The sequence below is a fragment of the Mycobacterium sp. TH-M103 genome, assembly GCF_057473785.1.
Genome location: NZ_JBYCLG010000313.1, coordinates 1 through 16009, shown reverse-complemented (window position 1 = coordinate 16009; position 16009 = coordinate 1). Strand labels below are relative to the sequence as shown.

Sequence of the window (16009 nt, the reverse complement as noted above, 5' to 3'; positions counted from 1 at the left end):
GTTCGACCACCGCCTCGCCGTTGGGGCGGTTGTCGACCTGCTCGGCGAGCATGTCGAGCAGCGTGGCGGGCAGGCGGTCGTAGCGCGGGATGCCGTCGGCGCCGCGGGAGACGCCCGTCGTCGCGAATGGGTTGTGAGTGCGGGGAATCTCGGTCACTGCAGGCATGCCCGCTCCTTAATATCCGCCTCGCCTATCGTGATGGCGGTGACGATCGAGGATTCCGCCATCATGCCCGAGGCGTTCTTCACTGTCGACGGCGACTCCTACCTGCCCGGCGCGCTGACGCGCGGGCCGTGGGGCGGCGCCATGGGCGGTCAGGTCGTCGGCGGCCTGCTGGGCTGGGGCATCGAGCAGTCCGGTATCGACCCGGACCTACAGCCCGCCCGCCTCACCGTCGACCTGTTGCGTCCGGTTCTGCTCGAGCCGGTGCGGATCGAGGTCGCGGTGCAGCGGGAAGGCCGGCGCATCCGGCTCGTCGACGCCGCCCTGATCCAGAACGGCCGGCAGGTTGCACGCGCCAGTGCGCTGTTCCTGCGACGGGGCGAGCATCCCGAGGGCGAGGTCTGGTCCGCCCCGGTGCGGATACCCCCGATTCCGGCAGGTTCCGACGGCCTTCCGCCGGGCATGCCGTTTCTCATCTGGCGTTACGGGGCCACCGCGACGGGCACTCCCGGCCTCGCCGCCGGCGAGTGGGAGCAGGCGCACTCGCAGAAGTTCGTTTGGGCAAGGCTGATTCGCCCGATGGTGCAGGGCCACCCGCTCACGCCCTTCACCCGGCTGGCGTTCGTCGGTGACTTCACCAGCTCACTGACCCATTGGGGCACCGGCGGATTGCGCTACATCAACGCCGACTACACCGTCACCGCCAGCCGGCTGCCCGACGGCGAGTACCTCGGCCTGGCGGCCGCGAGCCATTTCGGCGCCGCCGGCGTGGCGACCGGCAGTGCGACGCTGTTCGACCGGCACGGCCCCCTCGGGACCAGCTGCGCGCTGGCTTTGGCGCAACCCGCCGACGCGTTCCAGCCGCCTCATCCCATCAGCTGAGCAGCCACCGTCGCCCCGAGATTCCAGCACGATTCCAGGTCGTCCTTGCTCGGCTTACCCGAAACCACCACGTTCTCAGCCGCTTTGACCCAGCCCAGCCCGGTGGTGATGGCGTCGACGGCCCGCTCGGCGCCTTCGGTGCCCTCGTTGCCGTGCAGGTACAGGCCGAACGGGCGCCCGCGGGTGGCGTCGAGGCAAGGGTAGTAGCAGACGTCGAACGCGTGCTTGAGGGCACCGCTCATGTAACCCAGGTTGGCCGGGGTGCCCAGCAGGTAGCCGTCCGCCTGCAGCATGTCGGCCGGGGAGAGGGTCAGGGCGGCGCGACGGATCACCTCCACTCCCTCGATCTCGGGATCGGTGGCGCCCGACAGCACCGCCTCGAACATCGCCTGCGTGTGCGGCGACGGCGTGTGGTGCACGATCAGCAGCTTTTTCGTCATGGGCGGCCCTGCATTTCGACCGCCGTCCTCATGGCCTCCCGCGCCCGCCGGCGATCCCCCGCGTAGTCGTAGGCCCGGGCCAGCCGGTACCACCGTCGCCAGTCGTCGGGGGCGCTTTCCACCTCGGTGCGCACGCTGGCGAACAGCGCGTCGGCCGCGCCCCGCTCGATGCGGCCCGACGCGCGTCGCGGCAGGCCGCGGGTGTCGAGTTCCATGCCCTCGTCGGCGATCAGGCGGGCCAGCCTCTGGTGCGCGAATCCGGCGCGCAGCGTGGCGATCATCGCCCACAGCCCGATGGCCGGCAGGATCAGCAGCGCCAGGCCCAGCCCCGCCGCGGCGGGGCGGCCGGAGCCGATCAGCGCGACGGCCTCGCGGCCCAGGAGCACGACATACACCAGCATGGCCGCGCACATGAAGCCGATCAGCAGCTGGATGCGCCGGGTGGCGTTCATTGCAGGTCGAGCAGGGGCTCGAGGCCCACCGTGAGGCCGGCGTGTTCGGGGATGCGCCGCACCGCCAGCAACACGCCCGGCACGAACGAGGTCCGGTCCAGGCTGTCGTGGCGGATGGTCAGCGTCTCCCCCGTGGTGCCGAACAGCACCTCCTGGTGGGCGACCAGCCCGGCCAGCCGCACCGAGTGCACCGGGATGCCGTCGACGTCGGCCCCGCGCGCCCCGGGCAGGCCGGTGCTGGTGGCATCGGGGTTGGGCGGCAGGCCTTTTCGCGCCTCGGCGATCAGCTTGGCGGTGCGGGCCGCGGTGCCCGACGGGGCGTCGGCCTTGTGCGGGTGATGCAGCTCGATGACCTCGGCGGAGTCGAAGAACCGCGCCGCCTGTTTGGCGAAGTGCATCGAGAGCACCGCCCCGATCGCGAAGTTCGGGGCGATGAGGACGTTCGTGGTGGTCCCGGCCAGCCACGACTCGACCTGCCGCAGTCGCTCCGCGGTGAAGCCGGTGGTGCCGACCACGGCATGAATCCCGTTGCCGATGAGGAACTCCAGGTTGCCCATCACCACGTCGGGGTGGGTGAAGTCGATGACCACCTCGGTGTTGCCTTCGGTCAGCAGGCTCAGCGGGTCACCGGCGTCCACCTGCGCGGACAGGGTCAGGTCCTCGGCCGCCTGCACGGCCCCGACCATCGTCGCCCCGACTTTTCCCTTGGCCCCCAGCACGCCTACCCGCATGGTGGTCAAGACTAGACCGGCGGTTCGCGGTGGCTTTGTCCACAGTCCGGTGTTCATCCACAGGCTCCGGCTGCGCCCCGTCGCTTTTCGTCGCTTTTCGCTGGGCGCGAATATCATTCGAATATGCGTTCGATCGAGGTTCCGCCGGAACTGGCCGCCGCTCTCGACGGCCTCGACGCGGCCCGCGCCGCGCTCGGTGCGCTGGACTTCGATGCCTACAGCCCCGCCGTCCGGCTGCGCGCGCTGGAGCGCATGGAGACCTCTCACCGGCGGCAGGCGGCACTGAGCCACGACGTGATCGCGGGGCTGGCCAAGGAGGACCCCGCCGACGTGGGCGGACCGGTGCACAAGGTGGTCGCGGACTGGCTGCGGATCAGCTGCGCCGAGGCCGGCCGCCGGCTGCGCAACGCCACACAGCTCTCCCCGCGGGTGACGCTCACCGGCCAGGAGTTGCCGCCGGAGCTGCCGGCCACCGCGGAGGCCTGGCGCGACGGCATGCTCGACGCGCAGCACCTGCGGGTGATCCAGACCTTCGTCCGTGACCTGCCGCAGGACATCCCGGTCGAGACGGTGGACAAGGCCGAGAGGTTCCTCGCCCGCCAGGCGACACAGTTGCGGCCCGACCAGCTGGAGAAGGTGGCGCACCGGTGTGCGCTGCGGCTCAATCCCGACGGGAAGTTCTCCGACGCCGACCGCGCCCGCCAGCGCGGCTTCACCTGGTGCGGCCAGCGGCCCGACGGGATGAGCGTGGGCAAGCTGGTCGCCTCGCCGAATCTGCGCGCCCACCTCGACGCGTGGCTGGCCAAGTTCGCCGCGCCGGGCATGTGCAACCCCGACGACGAGTCTCCCTGCGTCACCGGCGAACCCAGCGAGGAAGCCGCGGGCCGGGACCGCCGCACCCATTCCCAGCGTCAGCACGACGCGCTCGACGCCCTGGTCCGTGGCCAGCTGGGCGACCCGAAACTCGGTGTGCACAAGGGTCTGCCGGTCGCCGTGGTCGTGTCGACCACGCTGCAGGAGCTGACCGCGGGCGCGGGCCGGGCGGTGACGGGCGGCGGGACCGTGCTGCCGATGCGCGACCTGATCCGCATGGCCGCCCACGCCTATCACTACCTGGCGGTCTTCGACGAGCACTCGGGCCGCCCGCTGTATCTGGGCCGGACCAGGCGGATCGCGTCACCGGACCAGCGCGTGGTCCTCTACGCCAAGGATCGCGGCTGCACGCAACCCGGCTGCGACGTGCCGGGCTACTGGTCCGAGATCCACCACGTTCACGAGTGGGCCCACGGCGGCCCGACCGATGCCGACAAGCTCACCTTCGCTTGCAAGCCCAACCACAAGCTCACCCACAAGGGATGGCGGACAAGGAAACTCCCGAACGGTCGCACCGAGTGGATCCCGCCGCCCCAACTGGACCGCGGTGCGCGCACCAACGACTACCACCATCCGGAGCGCCTCTTCGACGACTGCGACGACGACGCGCCATGATGACTTCAGAGCTTGAAACGCCCCGCGAAGCCGCGCAGCGGCAGGTCCGCGCTGGTGATCAGGCCCGGCGGCGCCGCCACCACCGACTTGATCGACGCCAGCGCGGGCATTCCCGTCACGGTCATCCCGATGGAGGCGAAGTTGTCCGGGTTGGACAGGTCCACCCCGGGCCTGGGGAAGATCATGTGCTTGTTGTAGATGCAGGGATCACCCTTGATCTGGGTGATGTAGCAGCCCTTGATGTCCCAGCTCGGGTCGGTGTGCGGGGTCATCTGCCATTCCAGGTGCGTCTCGACCCGGGGCACGCCGTCGACCATGCCCTGGTACTTGATGTAGTTGCCGCCCAGCGATCCCTTGGGCAGGGTGTACCAGCCGAGGTCGACGTCCTTGGTGCACGCGCCCAACTCGTAGCTGAACTTCACCTCGTCCAGCGGCAGGTCGAAGCAGTCGGCCATCATCAGCACGCTGTCGGCGAACACCCGGGTGTACTTCTCCAGCTTGGCCGGAATTTCCGGATCGTCAACTGGCAGGCCGTAACCCACCTCGATCCAGGTGTCCTTGGAGTGGTGGCACGACACGTCGACGGACTCGATCGTGGTCACGTTCTCGATCTCGGCCACGTCGGCCGAGCAGACAACGCCCAGAATCTGATTCAGGCCCGGGTTCATCCCGGTGCCGTAGAACGTCGCGCCGCCCTTCGCGCAGGCCTCCGAGAGCAGCTGCGTCACCGGCTTGCCCGACGGGTGCGGATGATTCTTGTCGCGGTGCCACCCGGTGATCCAGTCGGCGGTGGTCACGACGTTGATCCCCGCCTCGAGCACCCTGACGTAGAGGTCCTCGTCGGGAAACACACCATGGAAGGTGAGCACGTCGGGCCGGGCGGCGATGATCTCCTCGACGGTGCCGGTGGCCATCACCCCGACCGGGCCGATGCCGGCCAGCTCCCCGACGTCGCGGCCGACTTTGTCCGGCGAATAGCAGTGCACGCCAACCAGTTCCAGGTCGGGCTGGGTGGCGATCCGCTTGATCATCTCCTTGCCGACGTTGCCGGTGGCCACCTGGAACACGCGGGTCGGTCGAGCGGGTGCATTCATTCGCGTTCAGCCTTTCTCGTAGAACTGCTTGGCCCACGCCCGGATTGCGGTGAAACCCTCGTACTCGTCGGTGGTCAGCCCCGGCGGGTCCGAGTAGCGCTGGTGCGCCCAGATATCGATGTCCTGCGTGAACTGGCGGATCACTTCCTGCCCGAACTCACACGCCTTCCGCTCGGCCCGCTCCGGATCCTTGCCCGGCGACCTGCCGATGTAGACCATGAACCGGACATCGGAGGTGGACTCGTCGACGGGGGTGATCGCCGAGATCGTCCGATTGTCGACCATCCCCCAACTCTTGGTCACCGCGATTCCCAGACCGCCGTTGATGGCCTGCACGCCGCTGTTGACGTCCTCGATCCTCTGGCCGTCGTCGCCCTCGAACGTGATGGTGAAGTCGACGTAGGACACCGCGTCGGCGAAGTCGTGGCGGGTGAAGACCGGCACGATCGGGGTGTGGTGCACGAACTTGAAATGCGCGAAGTCGACCCCGTTTTCGAGCACGTACTGCGGGTGCAATTCCAGGCCCGCGCGGTAGAGCCGCTGCTGCGGGTAGTAGTCGCCGGCGCTGCTGCCGTCGCCGAACGCGGCGAAGACGTCGGGCGCCTCGAAGTACGGCTCGCGGCGCTGCACGTCGTGCCAGATGTAGACCGACTCGTTCCGCTCGACCACGGGGTAGGTCCGGATCCGCCTGCCGCGGTTGGGGTGGTCCTGGTACGGGATGCGGACGTTGCGGCCCTGCTGATTCCACTGCCACCCGTGGAACGGGCACTGCAGCACCTCACCGACCACCTGACCGCCATAGCCCAGGTGCGCCCCGAGGTGTTCGCAGTAGGCGTTCATTACGGTGAGCTCGCCGGACTCGGCCCGCCACGCGACCATCTCCTGGTCGAAATACTTCATCTTGTGGACGTCGCCGATGCCGATCTCGTCGGACCAGGCGACCTGGAACCATCCGGTCGGTTTCATCGACAACGGCGGCTTAGCCATGTGTACGAATGATAGGAGGCTCGCACCAGAAATCAAAGTACCCTCTATGAAAACATGGATGGCCTCACTAGGCTCGGCCGTGTGACAGGCACCGATGTCGCGGGCCGACGCCCGAACCGCCGCGGCCAGGCGACTCGCGAGAGCATGCTGGAGGCCGCGCTGACGTCGCTGGCCTCCGGCGATCCGGGCTCGGTGTCGGCCAACCGCATCGCCAAGGAGATCGGCGCCACCTGGGGCGCGGTGCAGTACCAGTTCGGCGACACCGACGGATTCTGGGCCGCGGTGCTGCACCGCACGGCCGAGCGCCGCGCCGCGACGATCTCGACGCTGGCAACGGCCACGCAGCCCGAGGTGCCCTTGCGCGAACGAGTCGGCGCCATCGTCGACACCCTCTACCGGGGACTGGCGTCGCCGGATTCGCGGGCGATCGAAAACCTGCGGGCGGCACTGCCCCGGGACCCGAAGGAACTCGAACGCCTCTACCCGCGCACCGCGGCCGAGCTGTTCTCCTGGGGCAAGAGCTGGCTGGAGACCTGCCAGAACGCCTTCGCCGGGCTCGGCGTCGACCCCGAGCGGGTCCGCGAGGTGGCCACCCTCATCCCCGGCGCCATGCGCGGCCTGGTGTCCGAGCGCCAACTGGGTTCCTACGCCGACCTCGACATGGCACGGCGGGGTCTGACCAACGCGTTGGTCGCCTATCTGGAACAGTCCCGGGTGGAATGAACGACAGCGAGCCCACGATCCGCGAAGCGACCCCGAGCGATTTCGGCCGCGTCGCGGACATGCACTACCCGGCGTGGCGGCGGTCCTGGGCCGGGATCCTCACCGCGCCGCTGCTCGACATCCTCGGGCCGGCGCGGCGCTGGGCGGCCGACATCTACCCCCAGAACCTGAGCCGGCCCGGGTGGAGCATGTGGATCGCCGAGTCCGGCGACCGGGTCGCGGGCGTGACGATCTTCGGGCCCGACCCCGCCGATCCCGGTCAGCTTCAAATCGACGCGCTCTACGTGGCCGAGGACTGCCAGCGCCACGGCCTCGGGGGCCGCCTGCTCGACACGGCGCTGTGCACGCTGCCCTCGGCCGACGCGGTGCTGTGGTGTGCCGAGCAAAACGACAGAGCGCGCAGCTTCTACGAGAAGAAGCAGTTCCGGCTCGACGGCCGCACCCTGGACTGGGAGCCGCTTGCGGGAGTGCGGGTGCCGCACGTGGGCTACACGCTCAGGCGTCGATGACGACGCGCTGACCGTCGGCCCGCGAGACGCAGACCAGCATCTCGTCGGCGCCCACGCCGAGACGTCCCCGGTGGTCGACCCGTCCGGCAAGCACTTTCACCTTGCAGGTCCCGCAAAAACCCTGCCGGCACGAGTAGGGGGTGGTGGGGTCTCGATCGAGCATGACGCTCAGCGCCGACCGGTCCGCCGGAACGCCGAGCACCTGCCGCGACCGTGCGAGCTCCACCTCGAACGCCACGCCCCCGACGACGGGCGGCGGGGTGAACCGCTCGTAATGCATTGGCGCCGAGGCAAACTCGGCGCGGGACGCCCGCACCGCCTCCAGCATCGCGGTCGGTCCGCACACGTACACCGCCGTCGTGGGCCCGGCGCCGGCCAGCAGGTCGTCCACACCGGCGCAGCGGCCGTGCTCGTCATCGGCCCAGACCCGCACCCGCTCCGGCGCCACTGACACCACCTCGTCCAGCAGCGGCATGTAGTCCCGGCTGCGACCGGCATACACCGCGCGCCAGGCGATTCCATGCTCTTGGGCCGCCCGCATCATCGGCAGGATCGGCGTCACCCCGATGCCGCCGATCACGAACAGCACGTCGCGCTCGGCGGCGCCGAGGAAGAACGCGTTGCGCGGGCCCTCGAACACCACGGTGTCGCCGACGCCGAGAGACTCGTGCATCTCGATCGAACCGCCGCCGCCGTCGGGGATCCGGCGGATCGCGATGCGGTAGTCGGTGCGTCGTCCGGGCTGACCGCACAACGAGTACTGCCGGCGTCGTCCCGAGGGCAACCGGACGTCGATGTGCGCGCCGGGCGTCCAGGACGGGAGCGGCCGGCCGTCAGCGTCGGCCAACGTCAGGGCGACCACGTCGGGGGCGACGAGTTCGCGCCGCGTGACCACCGCCGTCTGCGTCCGCCGGACCGGTCGCACCCGGGACGGCTCCCACCGCGAGACCGAGGCGAACCCGTCGAAGACCACCCGCAGCCCCCACAACAGCGCGCCGAGCCGGTCGTGGTCGCGACGCCCGTACAGGTCGGCGGGCCTGCTGCTCCAAAGGCTTTCGGGCACAGCACAACCCGTCAGCGCGAAGCACGCGCGGCCGGTGAGACGGCCAGGTAGTCCACCGCCCTGGCCAGCCCGCCCAGCTGCGAGGGATGGAAGCCGGGCCGGTGGTAGTCGGCGAAGGCCCGCACGAATCGCAGCGGAGACGGCACCAGGCCCCGACGTGCCGCGCGGACGTAGTCCCACCACCACAGCCACCACCGCGCCGTGGTGCCCGGCGGCAGGTGCGGATCGATCGCGTACAGGAACCGGACCCCGCGAAACCACAACAGCGCCATGGCCGGTGCGACGACCAGCTGTGCGCGGGTGCGCCGCCAGTACCCGGCGCGCAGGTGGACCATGGTGTCGAAGGCCACCGCCTTGTGTTCGACCTCCTCGGCGCCGTGCCAGCGCAGCATGTCCAGCATCACCGGGTCGGTGCCGATGGCGTCGTGGGCCGGCGAGTTGAGCACCCATTCACCCAATACGGCGGTGTAGTGCTCGATCGCGGACACGAACGAGATCTGCTCCAGCAGCCAGCTGCGCTGCCGCCGCACGCCCCACCCCGGCCGCTCCCCGAGCAGCTTCTCGAACAGCCATCGGATCTGGTCGGTGTAGGGCGTGACGTCCACGCCCCGGGCGGCGAAGTGGTCGAGCACCTTGGCGTGCGCGCGGGAGTGCACGGCCTCCTGGCCGATGAAGCCCTGCACGTCCTGCCGCAGCTGCTCGTCTTTGATCAGCGGCAGCGACTTCTTGAACGCCTCGACGAAAAACTCTTCGCCCGCCGGCAGCAGCAGGTGCAGGACGTTGAGGACGTGGGTGACGAACGGCTCACCGGGCACGTAGTGAAACGGCAGCGCCGACCAGTCGAATTCGACATCGCGGGCCTCGAGGACCAGGCGTTCGTGGTCCAGCGAGGCGTCATGCGGACCCGCCGCCCGGTCGTCGACGCGCAACATCGTGGCCCCCTACCGTCGCAGCTCGTACTGAGCGGAATCCGTCTTGGCCAGCATGGCCCGATGCGCGGCCGGCGTAAAGGGCCACACCTCGGGGATGCCGTCCTTGCCGAGGTACCAGCTGTCGCAACCCGTGGTCCACACGGTGCGGGGCATCGCGGCGCGCAGCGCGGCGTTGAACGTCTCGGTGGCCGACACCTTCGGCTCCACGGTGTCGAATTCACCGCTGCGCCAACGCTGGAGCCATCTCAGGATGTGGTCGGCCTGCGACTCGGCCACCGACGTCAGGGCGAGGTTGCCCACCGGGCTGTGCGGCCCGAGCATCATGAAGAAGTTCGGGAAGCCCGGCATCGCGACGGTCTGATACGCCCGCGGCCCGTCGCGCCACACCTCGTCGGCGCTGATCCCGTCCCGCCCGGTCAGCCGCATCGGCCGGAAGAACGCGTGGGTGTCGAACCCGGTGGCCAGCACGATGACGTCCGCCTCGTGCAGGACCCCGTCGCCGGTCACGATGCCGCGGCGTTCCAGGTGGTCGACGCCGGCGGTGACCAGTTCGACGTCGTCGCGCTGGATCGCCCGGTAGAAGCCGCCCGAGACCACCAGCCGCTTGCACATCGGCTGGTAGTCGGGGGTCAGCGCGGCGCGCAGGCCGGGGTCGCGCACGGTGCGCAGGCTGGCGCGGCACAGCGCCCCCATCGCCTTTCGCCGCAGGCCCGGCTTGGTCAGCGCGCCCGCGAACGTGTCGAAGGCCAGACTGTAGGCCCGGTGGGCCAACCCGCCCAGCCAGGGAACCGCTCGGTGCGTGCGCCCGGCCAGCCCGGGATAACGCGGGTTGGGCAGCCGGACAACCCATTGCGCGGTGCGCTGGAACAGGGTCAGCTTTTCCGCGACGCCGGCCAGGCCGCAGACCAACTGGATCCCGGTCGATCCGTTGCCGATCACCGCGACGCGCCGCCCCCGCAGCTCGACGGAATGATCCCAGCGGGCCGAATGGAACAGGTGGCCGCCGAAGTCGCCGGCACCGGGCAGCGACGGGACCCGGGGATGGTGCAGCACACCGGTCGCCGAGATCAAAAAGTCCACCTCGGACTCCGCGCCGGCGCCGGTGCGCAGCGCCCAGCGCCCGCCGTCGAACCGGGCGCTGACGATCTCGGTGCCGAACCGGATCCGGTCCCGCAGCCCGAACGTGTCGGCGATGCCCTGGAAGTAGGCCTGGATCTCCCCGCCCGGGGAGAACACGTGCGACCAGTCCGGCTTGCGGGCGAAGCTGTACTGGTAGACCCGCGAGGGCACGTCACAGAACAGGCCCGGGTAGGTGTTGTCCCGCCACGTGCCGCCCACGTCGTCGGCCTTCTCGTAGATCGTGACGTCATCGATCCCGTTGCGCAGCAACGCGATTGCGATGCACAGCCCGGACATGCCCGCTCCGACGACGGCTACGGCGGGATCGCGTCGGGTCATCGGGGCCGGTCCGGGTGCGTCTACCCGGCCTCGGCGCGCTGCTTGAGGCGCTGCAGGGTGAGCCGGATGTGCTCGGCGTTGGCGGCGGCCCGGTCGGGCACGCCGGTGGCCTTGCCGGCCAGCTTGCGAAACCAGCCGGGCCTGCGGTCCCAGGTGCTCTCGGTGACCAGGCAGCCTCCGTCGTCCGCGACGATGTCGTACTGCCAGCGGGCGATCGGCAGCACCGTGTGGGTGACGTCGAACGCGAACTGGCGGCCCGGTTCGGCGTCGGTGACCGTGCAGCGGGTGCTCCAGCGCCGGCTGGCGCTCGCGTTGTGGCCGGTGAACACGGCGCCCGGCCGGACACCGCCATCCCCGGGATCCCCCTTGCGCCATTCCATCGCCACCGTCTCCTCGGCCAGCGAGGCCAGCGTCGGCAGGTCGGTGAGCAGCCCGTAGACCACCTCGGCGGGGGCGTCGACGTGCACGGTGGCCGTCACGGCGGAATCTGTGGGCCGGGTCATCGCCCGATCATATCGGTGCGGCCCCGCGCAGATGCTCGAAGATCAGCGACGTCTGGGTCCCCGCGACGTCGGCGTCGGCGTTCAGGTTCTCGACCACGAACGAGCGCAGGTCCTCGGTGTCGCGGGCGGCGACATGGAGCAGGAAGTCGTCGGCGCCGGCCAGGAAGTAGACGTCGCGCACCTGCGGCTTGCTGCTGATCCGGTGGATGAAGCTGCGGATCTTGCCGCGCGCGTGGGACTGCAGGCTGACCGAGATCATCGCCTGCAGCGGCAGCCCCACGGCCACCGGGTCGATGTCGGCGTAGAAGCCCCGGATGACGCCGAGCTCCGCAAGCCGCCGGACGCGGCCGTGGCACGTCGACGGCGCGATGCCGACCGTCTCGGCCAGTGCGGTGTTGGTGATGCGCGCGTCGGCGTGCAACAGGGTCAGAATCCTGCGGTCCACATCGTCGAGGTCGGCGGGTCGAACATCCTTCGGCGGGCCAGCTTGCCCACCGTCCAGGCCAGTTGTTTCCTCAGCCATCGCACCACTTTACCGAATCATCGGCGTCCCGTTTGCGAAACATTCGAACTTTCTTCACACTTGGAGTTGTCAATCGAAATCCCATGGCAGGGGGCCCAAATGCGCGTCGGCGTTCCGACCGAGACCAAGAACAGCGAGCTCAGGGTGGCCATCACGCCCGCCGGTGTCACCGAACTGACTCACCACGGCCACGAGGTGCTCGTGCAGGCCGGCGCCGGCGAGGGCTCGGCGATCGCCGACGCGAAATTCAAGGCGGCGGGCGCCCAACTGGCCGGCACCGCCGAGCAGGTGTGGGCCGAGGCGGACCTGGTGCTCAAGGTGAAGGAACCGCTGCCGGCCGAGTACGGCTTCCTGCGGCGGGGCCAGGTGCTCTTCACGTATCTCCACCTGGCCGCGTCCCGGCCCTGCACCGAGGCGCTGCTGGCCGCCGGCACCACGTCGATCGCCTACGAGACCGTCCAGACCGCCGACGGCGCGCTACCGTTGCTGGCGCCGATGAGCGAGGTCGCCGGCCGGCTCTCCGCCCAGGTCGGGGCCTACCACCTGATGCGCACCCAGGGCGGCCGGGGCGTACTGATGGGCGGGGTACCCGGCGTCAAGGCCACCGACGTCGTGGTGATCGGCGCCGGCACCGCCGGTTACAACGCCGCCCGGATCGCCGCCGGCATGGGCGCCGCCGTCCGCGTCCTGGACGTCAACGTCAACAAACTGCGACTGCTCGACGCGGAGTTCGGCGGCCACATCAGCACCCGCCACTCCTCGAAGTACGAGCTCGAGGGCGCCGTCCAGCGCGCCGACCTAGTGATCGGGGCGGTTCTCGTGCCCGGCGCCAAGGCGCCCAAGCTGATCGGCAACTCACTTGTCGCACAGATGAAGCCGGGTGCGGTGCTGGTGGACATCTCCATCGACCAGGGCGGCTGCTTCGAAGACTCGCGGCCGACCACCCACGACAACCCCACCTTCGCCGTGCACGACACGCTGTTCTACTGCGTGGCCAACATGCCCAGCGCGGTGCCCAAGACGTCGACCTACGCGCTGACCAATGCCACGATGCCGTACGTTCTCCAGCTCGCCGACCGGGGCTGGCGGGCGGCCTGCCAGTCCGAGCCGGCCCTGGCCAAAGGGCTTTCGACGCACGACGGCGCGCTGCTGTCCGAACGCGTCGCCACCGACCTGGGCCTGCCGTACACCGCGCCGGCGAGCGTGCTGGGCTGAGGCCGACCCCGGCCGCTACTCGGTGAGGCCGGCGATGATGTCGGCCGCCGGTCCGGCCTGCGCGTGCCGGAACGACGTCCCGGCCCACAGCGGAAATCCGTTCGGGTCCTCCAGGGCGGCGGCCGCCTCCCGGATCGGCGAGGTCATCTGGTTGACCTCCGGATAGCCCAGCGGCGCCACGTTGTCGAGCATCCGGGTGAAGTCGTTCTCCAGCCCGCGGGCGTAGCGCCCCGAGAACGCCCGCGTGACAACGGTCGTGGCGAACAGCGGATTCTTCATGGCGGTGCGGTGCGCGGGGTTGGTGCCCGCCTCGTCGGCCAGCAGCAGCGCAGTGCCGACCTGCGCGGCGACCGCCCCCCGGTTCAGCACGTCGGTGACGTCGCGCGCGGTGCCCAGGCCGCCGGCCGCGATGAGCGGGACGTCGTGCGCGCTGCGGATCCGGGCGAGCAGCTGGTGCAGCGACTCGTTGGCGGGTTGCATGTCGGGGGCGAACGTGCCGCGGTGCCCGCCGGCGGCGGGTCCCTGGACGACCAGGCTGTCGGCGCCGGCGGCGACGGCCACGCCGGCCTCGTAGGCCGAGGTCACGGTGACCATCACCAGCAGTCCCAGCGCCCCCAGCCGGTGGATGACGTCGGGCGGGGGCACGCCGAAGGTGAAGGACACCAGCTCGGGCCGCACGTCGGCCACCACCTCGAGCTTGCGCTCCCAGTCGTCGTCGTCGCCGTACTCGGGCCGGCCGACCTCGACCTGGTAGTGCTCGGCGATCTCGACGAGTTCTTCGGCGTAGTACTCCAGGGCCAGCCAGTCGGCGACGCTGGGTTGGGGTACGAACAGGTTGACCCCGAGCGGGCCGGTGGTGGCCGCGCGCGCCGCGGCGATGTCGGCGGCGAACTGCTCGGCGGTGCGGTGCCCCCCGGGGATGAAGCCCAGCCCGCCCGCGTTGGACACCGCCGCGGCCAGCGCCGGGGTGCCGGGGCCGCCGGCCATCGGCGCACCCACGATGGGCACCGCGATGTCCCAAAAGCCCAGTACCATCTGCGCTAATTCACCATCGCCCGAAGTTGTTGGGGCAGCTGACGTTTCGAGGTATACGGGCCGACGACGGCAGCGCCGTACCGTTTGCTCAGTAGCCTGCGGGCCACCGCGTTGACCTCCTCGACCGTCACCTCGTCGATCCGCCGCAGCGTCTGCTCGATGCTGCGGTGCCTGCCGTAGTTTAGTTCGCTGCGGCCCAGACGGCTCATCCGGGAACTCGAATCCTCCAGCCCCAGGACCAGCCCGCCGCGCAGCGAGCCCTTCGCGATCCGGCATTCGGCGTCGGTGATGCCGTCGCGGGCCACCGCGTCGAGCACCTCGCCGCTCACCCGCATGACGTCGGGGAACCGCTCCGGCAGGCACGCCGCGTACACCGACAGCGCGCCGCTGTCGGCGAACATGTCCAGCGAGGAGTAGATCGAGTAGGCCAGCCCGCGCAGCTCGCGCACCTCCTGGAAGAGCCTGGAGCTCAGGCCGCCGCCCAGCGCGGTGTGCAGCACCGACAGCGCCCAGCGATGCTCCCAGCCGCGGCCCGGCGTGCGCACCCCCAGCGCCACGTGGGTCTGCTCCGAGTCGCGGTGGCCCAGCGCCAGGCCGGGCACCGCCTGCACCCGACCCGCGCCCTTGCGGGGGGCCACGGACCGGCGCCCGCGGACCAGATGCGGGCCGAAGTGCTCGCGCGCCAGGGCGACTACCCGATCGTGCTCGACGTTGCCGGCCACCGCGACGACCATGCGTTCCGGCCGGTAGCGGCGCACGTGGAAGGAGTGCAGCTGGGTCCGGGTCATCGCCGACACCGACTCCGCGGTGCCGATCACCGGACGGCCGACGGGGTGGTCGCCGAAGAGCGCCGACAGGAACATGTCGCCCAGCGCGTCTTCGGGGTCGTCGTCGCGCATGGCGATCTCCTCGAGGACGACGTCACGTTCGAGCTCGACGTCCTCGGCGGCGCAGCGGCCGTTGAGCACCACGTCGGCGACCAGGTCGACGGCGAGCTCCAGGTCGCTGTCGAGCACGTGCGCGTAGTAGCAGGTGTGCTCCTTGGCGGTGAACGCGTTCAACTCCCCGCCGACGGCGTCCATCGCCTGCGCGATGTCCACCGCGGTGCGCGTCGGGGTCGCCTTGAACAGCAGGTGCTCCAGGAAGTGCGCCGCCCCGGCCACGGTCGAACCCTCGTCTCGCGAGCCGACGCCCACCCACACCCCGACCGACGCGGAGCGCACCGCGGGCAGGAACTCGGTGACCACCCGCAGCCCACCCGGCAGGGTGGTGCGGCGCAGTGCGGCCCGGTGTTCCGGTTTCGCCTCGGCTCCGAGCGTGCCCCGGCGCAGGGCGGCCGCCGTGCGGGGCTTGGGCCCGGCCGGCGGGTCAGCTGCCGGTTGTCGCGGCATCTGCAGGTGCGGCCCCCGAGTCGGCAGGCGTCTCGGAAGCGGCGCTGTCGTCGTCGACCAGGACCAGCGAGATCTTGCCCCGCTTGTCGATGTCGGCGATCTCGACCCGCAGCTTGTCGCCGACGCCGACCACGTCCTCGACCTTCGCGATGCGCTTGCCCTTGCCGAGCTTGGAGATGTGCACCAGCCCGTCACGGCCCGGCAGCAGCGACACGAACGCCCCGAAGTCCGTCGTCTTGACCACGGTCCCCAGGAACCGCTCGCCGACCGTCGGGAGCTGCGGGTTGGCGATCGCGTTGATCCGGTCGATGGCGGCCTGCGCGGACGGGCCGTCGGTGGCGCCGACGAACACGGTGCCGTCGTCCTCGATGGAGATCTGCGCGCCGGTCTCCTCGGTGATGGCGTTGATGACCTTGCCCT

Annotated in this window: 18 protein-coding genes and 1 pseudogene; 5 read left to right on the top strand and 14 right to left on the bottom strand. The window is 70.3% G+C overall.

The window, feature by feature from the left end:
* Nucleotides 1-166: pseudogene (locus AC2VOR_RS17390) on the bottom strand (long-chain fatty acid--CoA ligase); the annotation flags it as partial.
* 39 nt (nt 167-205) lie between these two features.
* On the opposite strand from AC2VOR_RS17390, the gene AC2VOR_RS17385 reads away from it, so the two are divergent.
* Nucleotides 206-1045 (top strand): thioesterase family protein, encoded by an 840-nt coding sequence (locus tag AC2VOR_RS17385; RefSeq protein WP_369739437.1) that lies wholly within the window; start codon nt 206-208, stop codon nt 1043-1045.
* Here AC2VOR_RS17385 and AC2VOR_RS17380 read toward each other — a convergent pair.
* Genes AC2VOR_RS17380 through dapB form a run of 3 tightly spaced genes read right to left on the bottom strand, consistent with a single transcriptional unit; the run spans nt 1030 to nt 2668 of the window.
* Nucleotides 1030-1485, bottom strand: coding sequence for a flavodoxin family protein (locus AC2VOR_RS17380; RefSeq protein ID WP_369739438.1), 456 nt, complete (start codon nt 1483-1485; stop codon nt 1030-1032). The genes AC2VOR_RS17385 and AC2VOR_RS17380 overlap by 16 nt on opposite strands.
* Nucleotides 1482-1937, bottom strand: coding sequence for a hypothetical protein (locus tag AC2VOR_RS17375; protein WP_486964206.1), 456 nt, complete (start codon nt 1935-1937; stop codon nt 1482-1484). The genes AC2VOR_RS17380 and AC2VOR_RS17375 overlap by 4 nt, the downstream gene beginning before the upstream one ends.
* The gene (dapB, locus tag AC2VOR_RS17370) at nt 1934-2668 is read right to left on the bottom strand and encodes a 4-hydroxy-tetrahydrodipicolinate reductase (RefSeq protein ID WP_369739440.1); all 735 of its coding nucleotides are present in this window, start codon (nt 2666-2668) and stop codon (nt 1934-1936) included. The genes AC2VOR_RS17375 and dapB overlap by 4 nt, the downstream gene beginning before the upstream one ends.
* A 123-nt stretch (nt 2669-2791) precedes the next feature.
* Between dapB and AC2VOR_RS17365 the strand changes: the two genes are divergently transcribed.
* The gene (locus AC2VOR_RS17365; RefSeq protein WP_369739441.1) at nt 2792-4156 is read left to right on the top strand and encodes an HNH endonuclease signature motif containing protein; all 1365 of its coding nucleotides are present in this window, start codon (nt 2792-2794) and stop codon (nt 4154-4156) included.
* A 5-nt stretch (nt 4157-4161) separates the two neighbouring features.
* Here the strand turns inward: AC2VOR_RS17365 and AC2VOR_RS17360 are convergent, their stop codons facing one another.
* Both AC2VOR_RS17360 and AC2VOR_RS17355 read right to left on the bottom strand, forming a co-directional pair.
* Entirely contained in the window at nt 4162-5250 is a 1089-nt protein-coding gene (locus tag AC2VOR_RS17360) for an NAD(P)H-dependent amine dehydrogenase family protein (protein ID WP_369739442.1), read from the bottom strand.
* A 6-nt stretch (nt 5251-5256) separates the two neighbouring features.
* Nucleotides 5257-6237 (bottom strand): aromatic ring-hydroxylating dioxygenase subunit alpha, encoded by a 981-nt coding sequence (locus AC2VOR_RS17355; protein WP_369739443.1) that lies wholly within the window; start codon nt 6235-6237, stop codon nt 5257-5259.
* Between the two features lie 144 nt (nt 6238-6381).
* Here AC2VOR_RS17355 and AC2VOR_RS17350 point away from each other — a divergent pair, with 144 nt between their 5' ends.
* Nucleotides 6382-6960 carry a TetR/AcrR family transcriptional regulator gene (locus AC2VOR_RS17350; RefSeq protein WP_369741669.1) on the top strand — a complete coding sequence of 193 codons (579 nt, stop codon included), beginning with the start codon at nt 6382-6384 and terminating at the stop codon, nt 6958-6960.
* Nucleotides 6957-7469 (top strand): GNAT family N-acetyltransferase, encoded by a 513-nt coding sequence (locus tag AC2VOR_RS17345; protein ID WP_369739444.1) that lies wholly within the window; start codon nt 6957-6959, stop codon nt 7467-7469. The genes AC2VOR_RS17350 and AC2VOR_RS17345 overlap by 4 nt, the downstream gene beginning before the upstream one ends.
* Here AC2VOR_RS17345 and AC2VOR_RS17340 read toward each other — a convergent pair.
* From AC2VOR_RS17340 to aldR, 5 genes are read right to left on the bottom strand one after another with little or no spacing between them, the layout of a single operon-like run.
* On the bottom strand, nt 7456-8532 hold the full coding sequence (locus tag AC2VOR_RS17340; protein WP_486964205.1) for a PDR/VanB family oxidoreductase: 1077 nt from the start codon (nt 8530-8532) through the stop codon (nt 7456-7458). The genes AC2VOR_RS17345 and AC2VOR_RS17340 overlap by 14 nt on opposite strands.
* Before the next feature lie 11 nt (nt 8533-8543).
* Nucleotides 8544-9464 (bottom strand): metal-dependent hydrolase, encoded by a 921-nt coding sequence (locus tag AC2VOR_RS17335; protein WP_369739446.1) that lies wholly within the window; start codon nt 9462-9464, stop codon nt 8544-8546.
* A gap of 9 nt (nt 9465-9473) precedes the next feature.
* Nucleotides 9474-10922 (bottom strand): flavin-containing monooxygenase, encoded by a 1449-nt coding sequence (locus AC2VOR_RS17330; protein WP_369739447.1) that lies wholly within the window; start codon nt 10920-10922, stop codon nt 9474-9476.
* A 20-nt stretch (nt 10923-10942) separates the two neighbouring features.
* Nucleotides 10943-11425 (bottom strand): SRPBCC family protein, encoded by a 483-nt coding sequence (locus tag AC2VOR_RS17325; RefSeq protein ID WP_369739448.1) that lies wholly within the window; start codon nt 11423-11425, stop codon nt 10943-10945.
* A gap of 7 nt (nt 11426-11432) precedes the next feature.
* Entirely contained in the window at nt 11433-11948 is a 516-nt protein-coding gene (aldR, locus tag AC2VOR_RS17320) for an HTH-type transcriptional regulator AldR (RefSeq protein ID WP_369739449.1), read from the bottom strand.
* A gap of 99 nt (nt 11949-12047) precedes the next feature.
* Here aldR and ald point away from each other — a divergent pair, with 99 nt between their 5' ends.
* Nucleotides 12048-13163 carry an alanine dehydrogenase gene (gene ald, locus AC2VOR_RS17315; RefSeq protein ID WP_369739450.1) on the top strand — a complete coding sequence of 372 codons (1116 nt, stop codon included), beginning with the start codon at nt 12048-12050 and terminating at the stop codon, nt 13161-13163.
* A gap of 15 nt (nt 13164-13178) precedes the next feature.
* Here the strand turns inward: ald and AC2VOR_RS17310 are convergent, their stop codons facing one another.
* The 3 genes from AC2VOR_RS17310 to AC2VOR_RS17300 form a co-directional block, all read right to left on the bottom strand.
* On the bottom strand, nt 13179-14198 hold the full coding sequence (locus AC2VOR_RS17310; protein WP_486964204.1) for a nitronate monooxygenase: 1020 nt from the start codon (nt 14196-14198) through the stop codon (nt 13179-13181).
* A 5-nt stretch (nt 14199-14203) separates the two neighbouring features.
* Complete coding sequence (locus AC2VOR_RS17305; RefSeq protein WP_486964203.1) at nt 14204-15589, bottom strand: M16 family metallopeptidase; 1386 nt, start codon at nt 15587-15589, stop codon at nt 14204-14206.
* Nucleotides 15567-16009, bottom strand: a 443-nt coding sequence (locus AC2VOR_RS17300) for a S1 RNA-binding domain-containing protein (RefSeq protein ID WP_486964202.1), incomplete at its 5' end; no start/stop codon positions are given. The genes AC2VOR_RS17305 and AC2VOR_RS17300, both read right to left, overlap by 23 nt.

Coding starts and splice junctions, on each gene's coding strand:
- dapB (WP_369739440.1), bottom strand. CDS start 2,668: ATGCGGGTAGGCGTGCTGGGGGCCAAGGGAAAAGTCGGGGCGACGATG.
- AC2VOR_RS17380 (WP_369739438.1), bottom strand. CDS start 1,485: ATGACGAAAAAGCTGCTGATCGTGCACCACACGCCGTCGCCGCACACG.
- AC2VOR_RS17310 (WP_486964204.1), bottom strand. CDS start 14,198: ATGGTACTGGGCTTTTGGGACATCGCGGTGCCCATCGTGGGTGCGCCG.
- AC2VOR_RS17345 (WP_369739444.1), top strand. CDS start 6,957: ATGAACGACAGCGAGCCCACGATCCGCGAAGCGACCCCGAGCGATTTC.
- AC2VOR_RS17325 (WP_369739448.1), bottom strand. CDS start 11,425: ATGACCCGGCCCACAGATTCCGCCGTGACGGCCACCGTGCACGTCGAC.
- AC2VOR_RS17375 (WP_486964206.1), bottom strand. CDS start 1,937: ATGAACGCCACCCGGCGCATCCAGCTGCTGATCGGCTTCATGTGCGCG.
- AC2VOR_RS17350 (WP_369741669.1), top strand. CDS start 6,382: ATGCTGGAGGCCGCGCTGACGTCGCTGGCCTCCGGCGATCCGGGCTCG.
- aldR (WP_369739449.1), bottom strand. CDS start 11,948: ATGGCTGAGGAAACAACTGGCCTGGACGGTGGGCAAGCTGGCCCGCCG.
- AC2VOR_RS17305 (WP_486964203.1), bottom strand. CDS start 15,589: ATGCCGCGACAACCGGCAGCTGACCCGCCGGCCGGGCCCAAGCCCCGC.
- AC2VOR_RS17360 (WP_369739442.1), bottom strand. CDS start 5,250: ATGAATGCACCCGCTCGACCGACCCGCGTGTTCCAGGTGGCCACCGGC.
- AC2VOR_RS17335 (WP_369739446.1), bottom strand. CDS start 9,464: ATGTTGCGCGTCGACGACCGGGCGGCGGGTCCGCATGACGCCTCGCTG.
- AC2VOR_RS17355 (WP_369739443.1), bottom strand. CDS start 6,237: ATGGCTAAGCCGCCGTTGTCGATGAAACCGACCGGATGGTTCCAGGTC.
- AC2VOR_RS17330 (WP_369739447.1), bottom strand. CDS start 10,922: ATGACCCGACGCGATCCCGCCGTAGCCGTCGTCGGAGCGGGCATGTCC.
- ald (WP_369739450.1), top strand. CDS start 12,048: ATGCGCGTCGGCGTTCCGACCGAGACCAAGAACAGCGAGCTCAGGGTG.
- AC2VOR_RS17365 (WP_369739441.1), top strand. CDS start 2,792: ATGCGTTCGATCGAGGTTCCGCCGGAACTGGCCGCCGCTCTCGACGGC.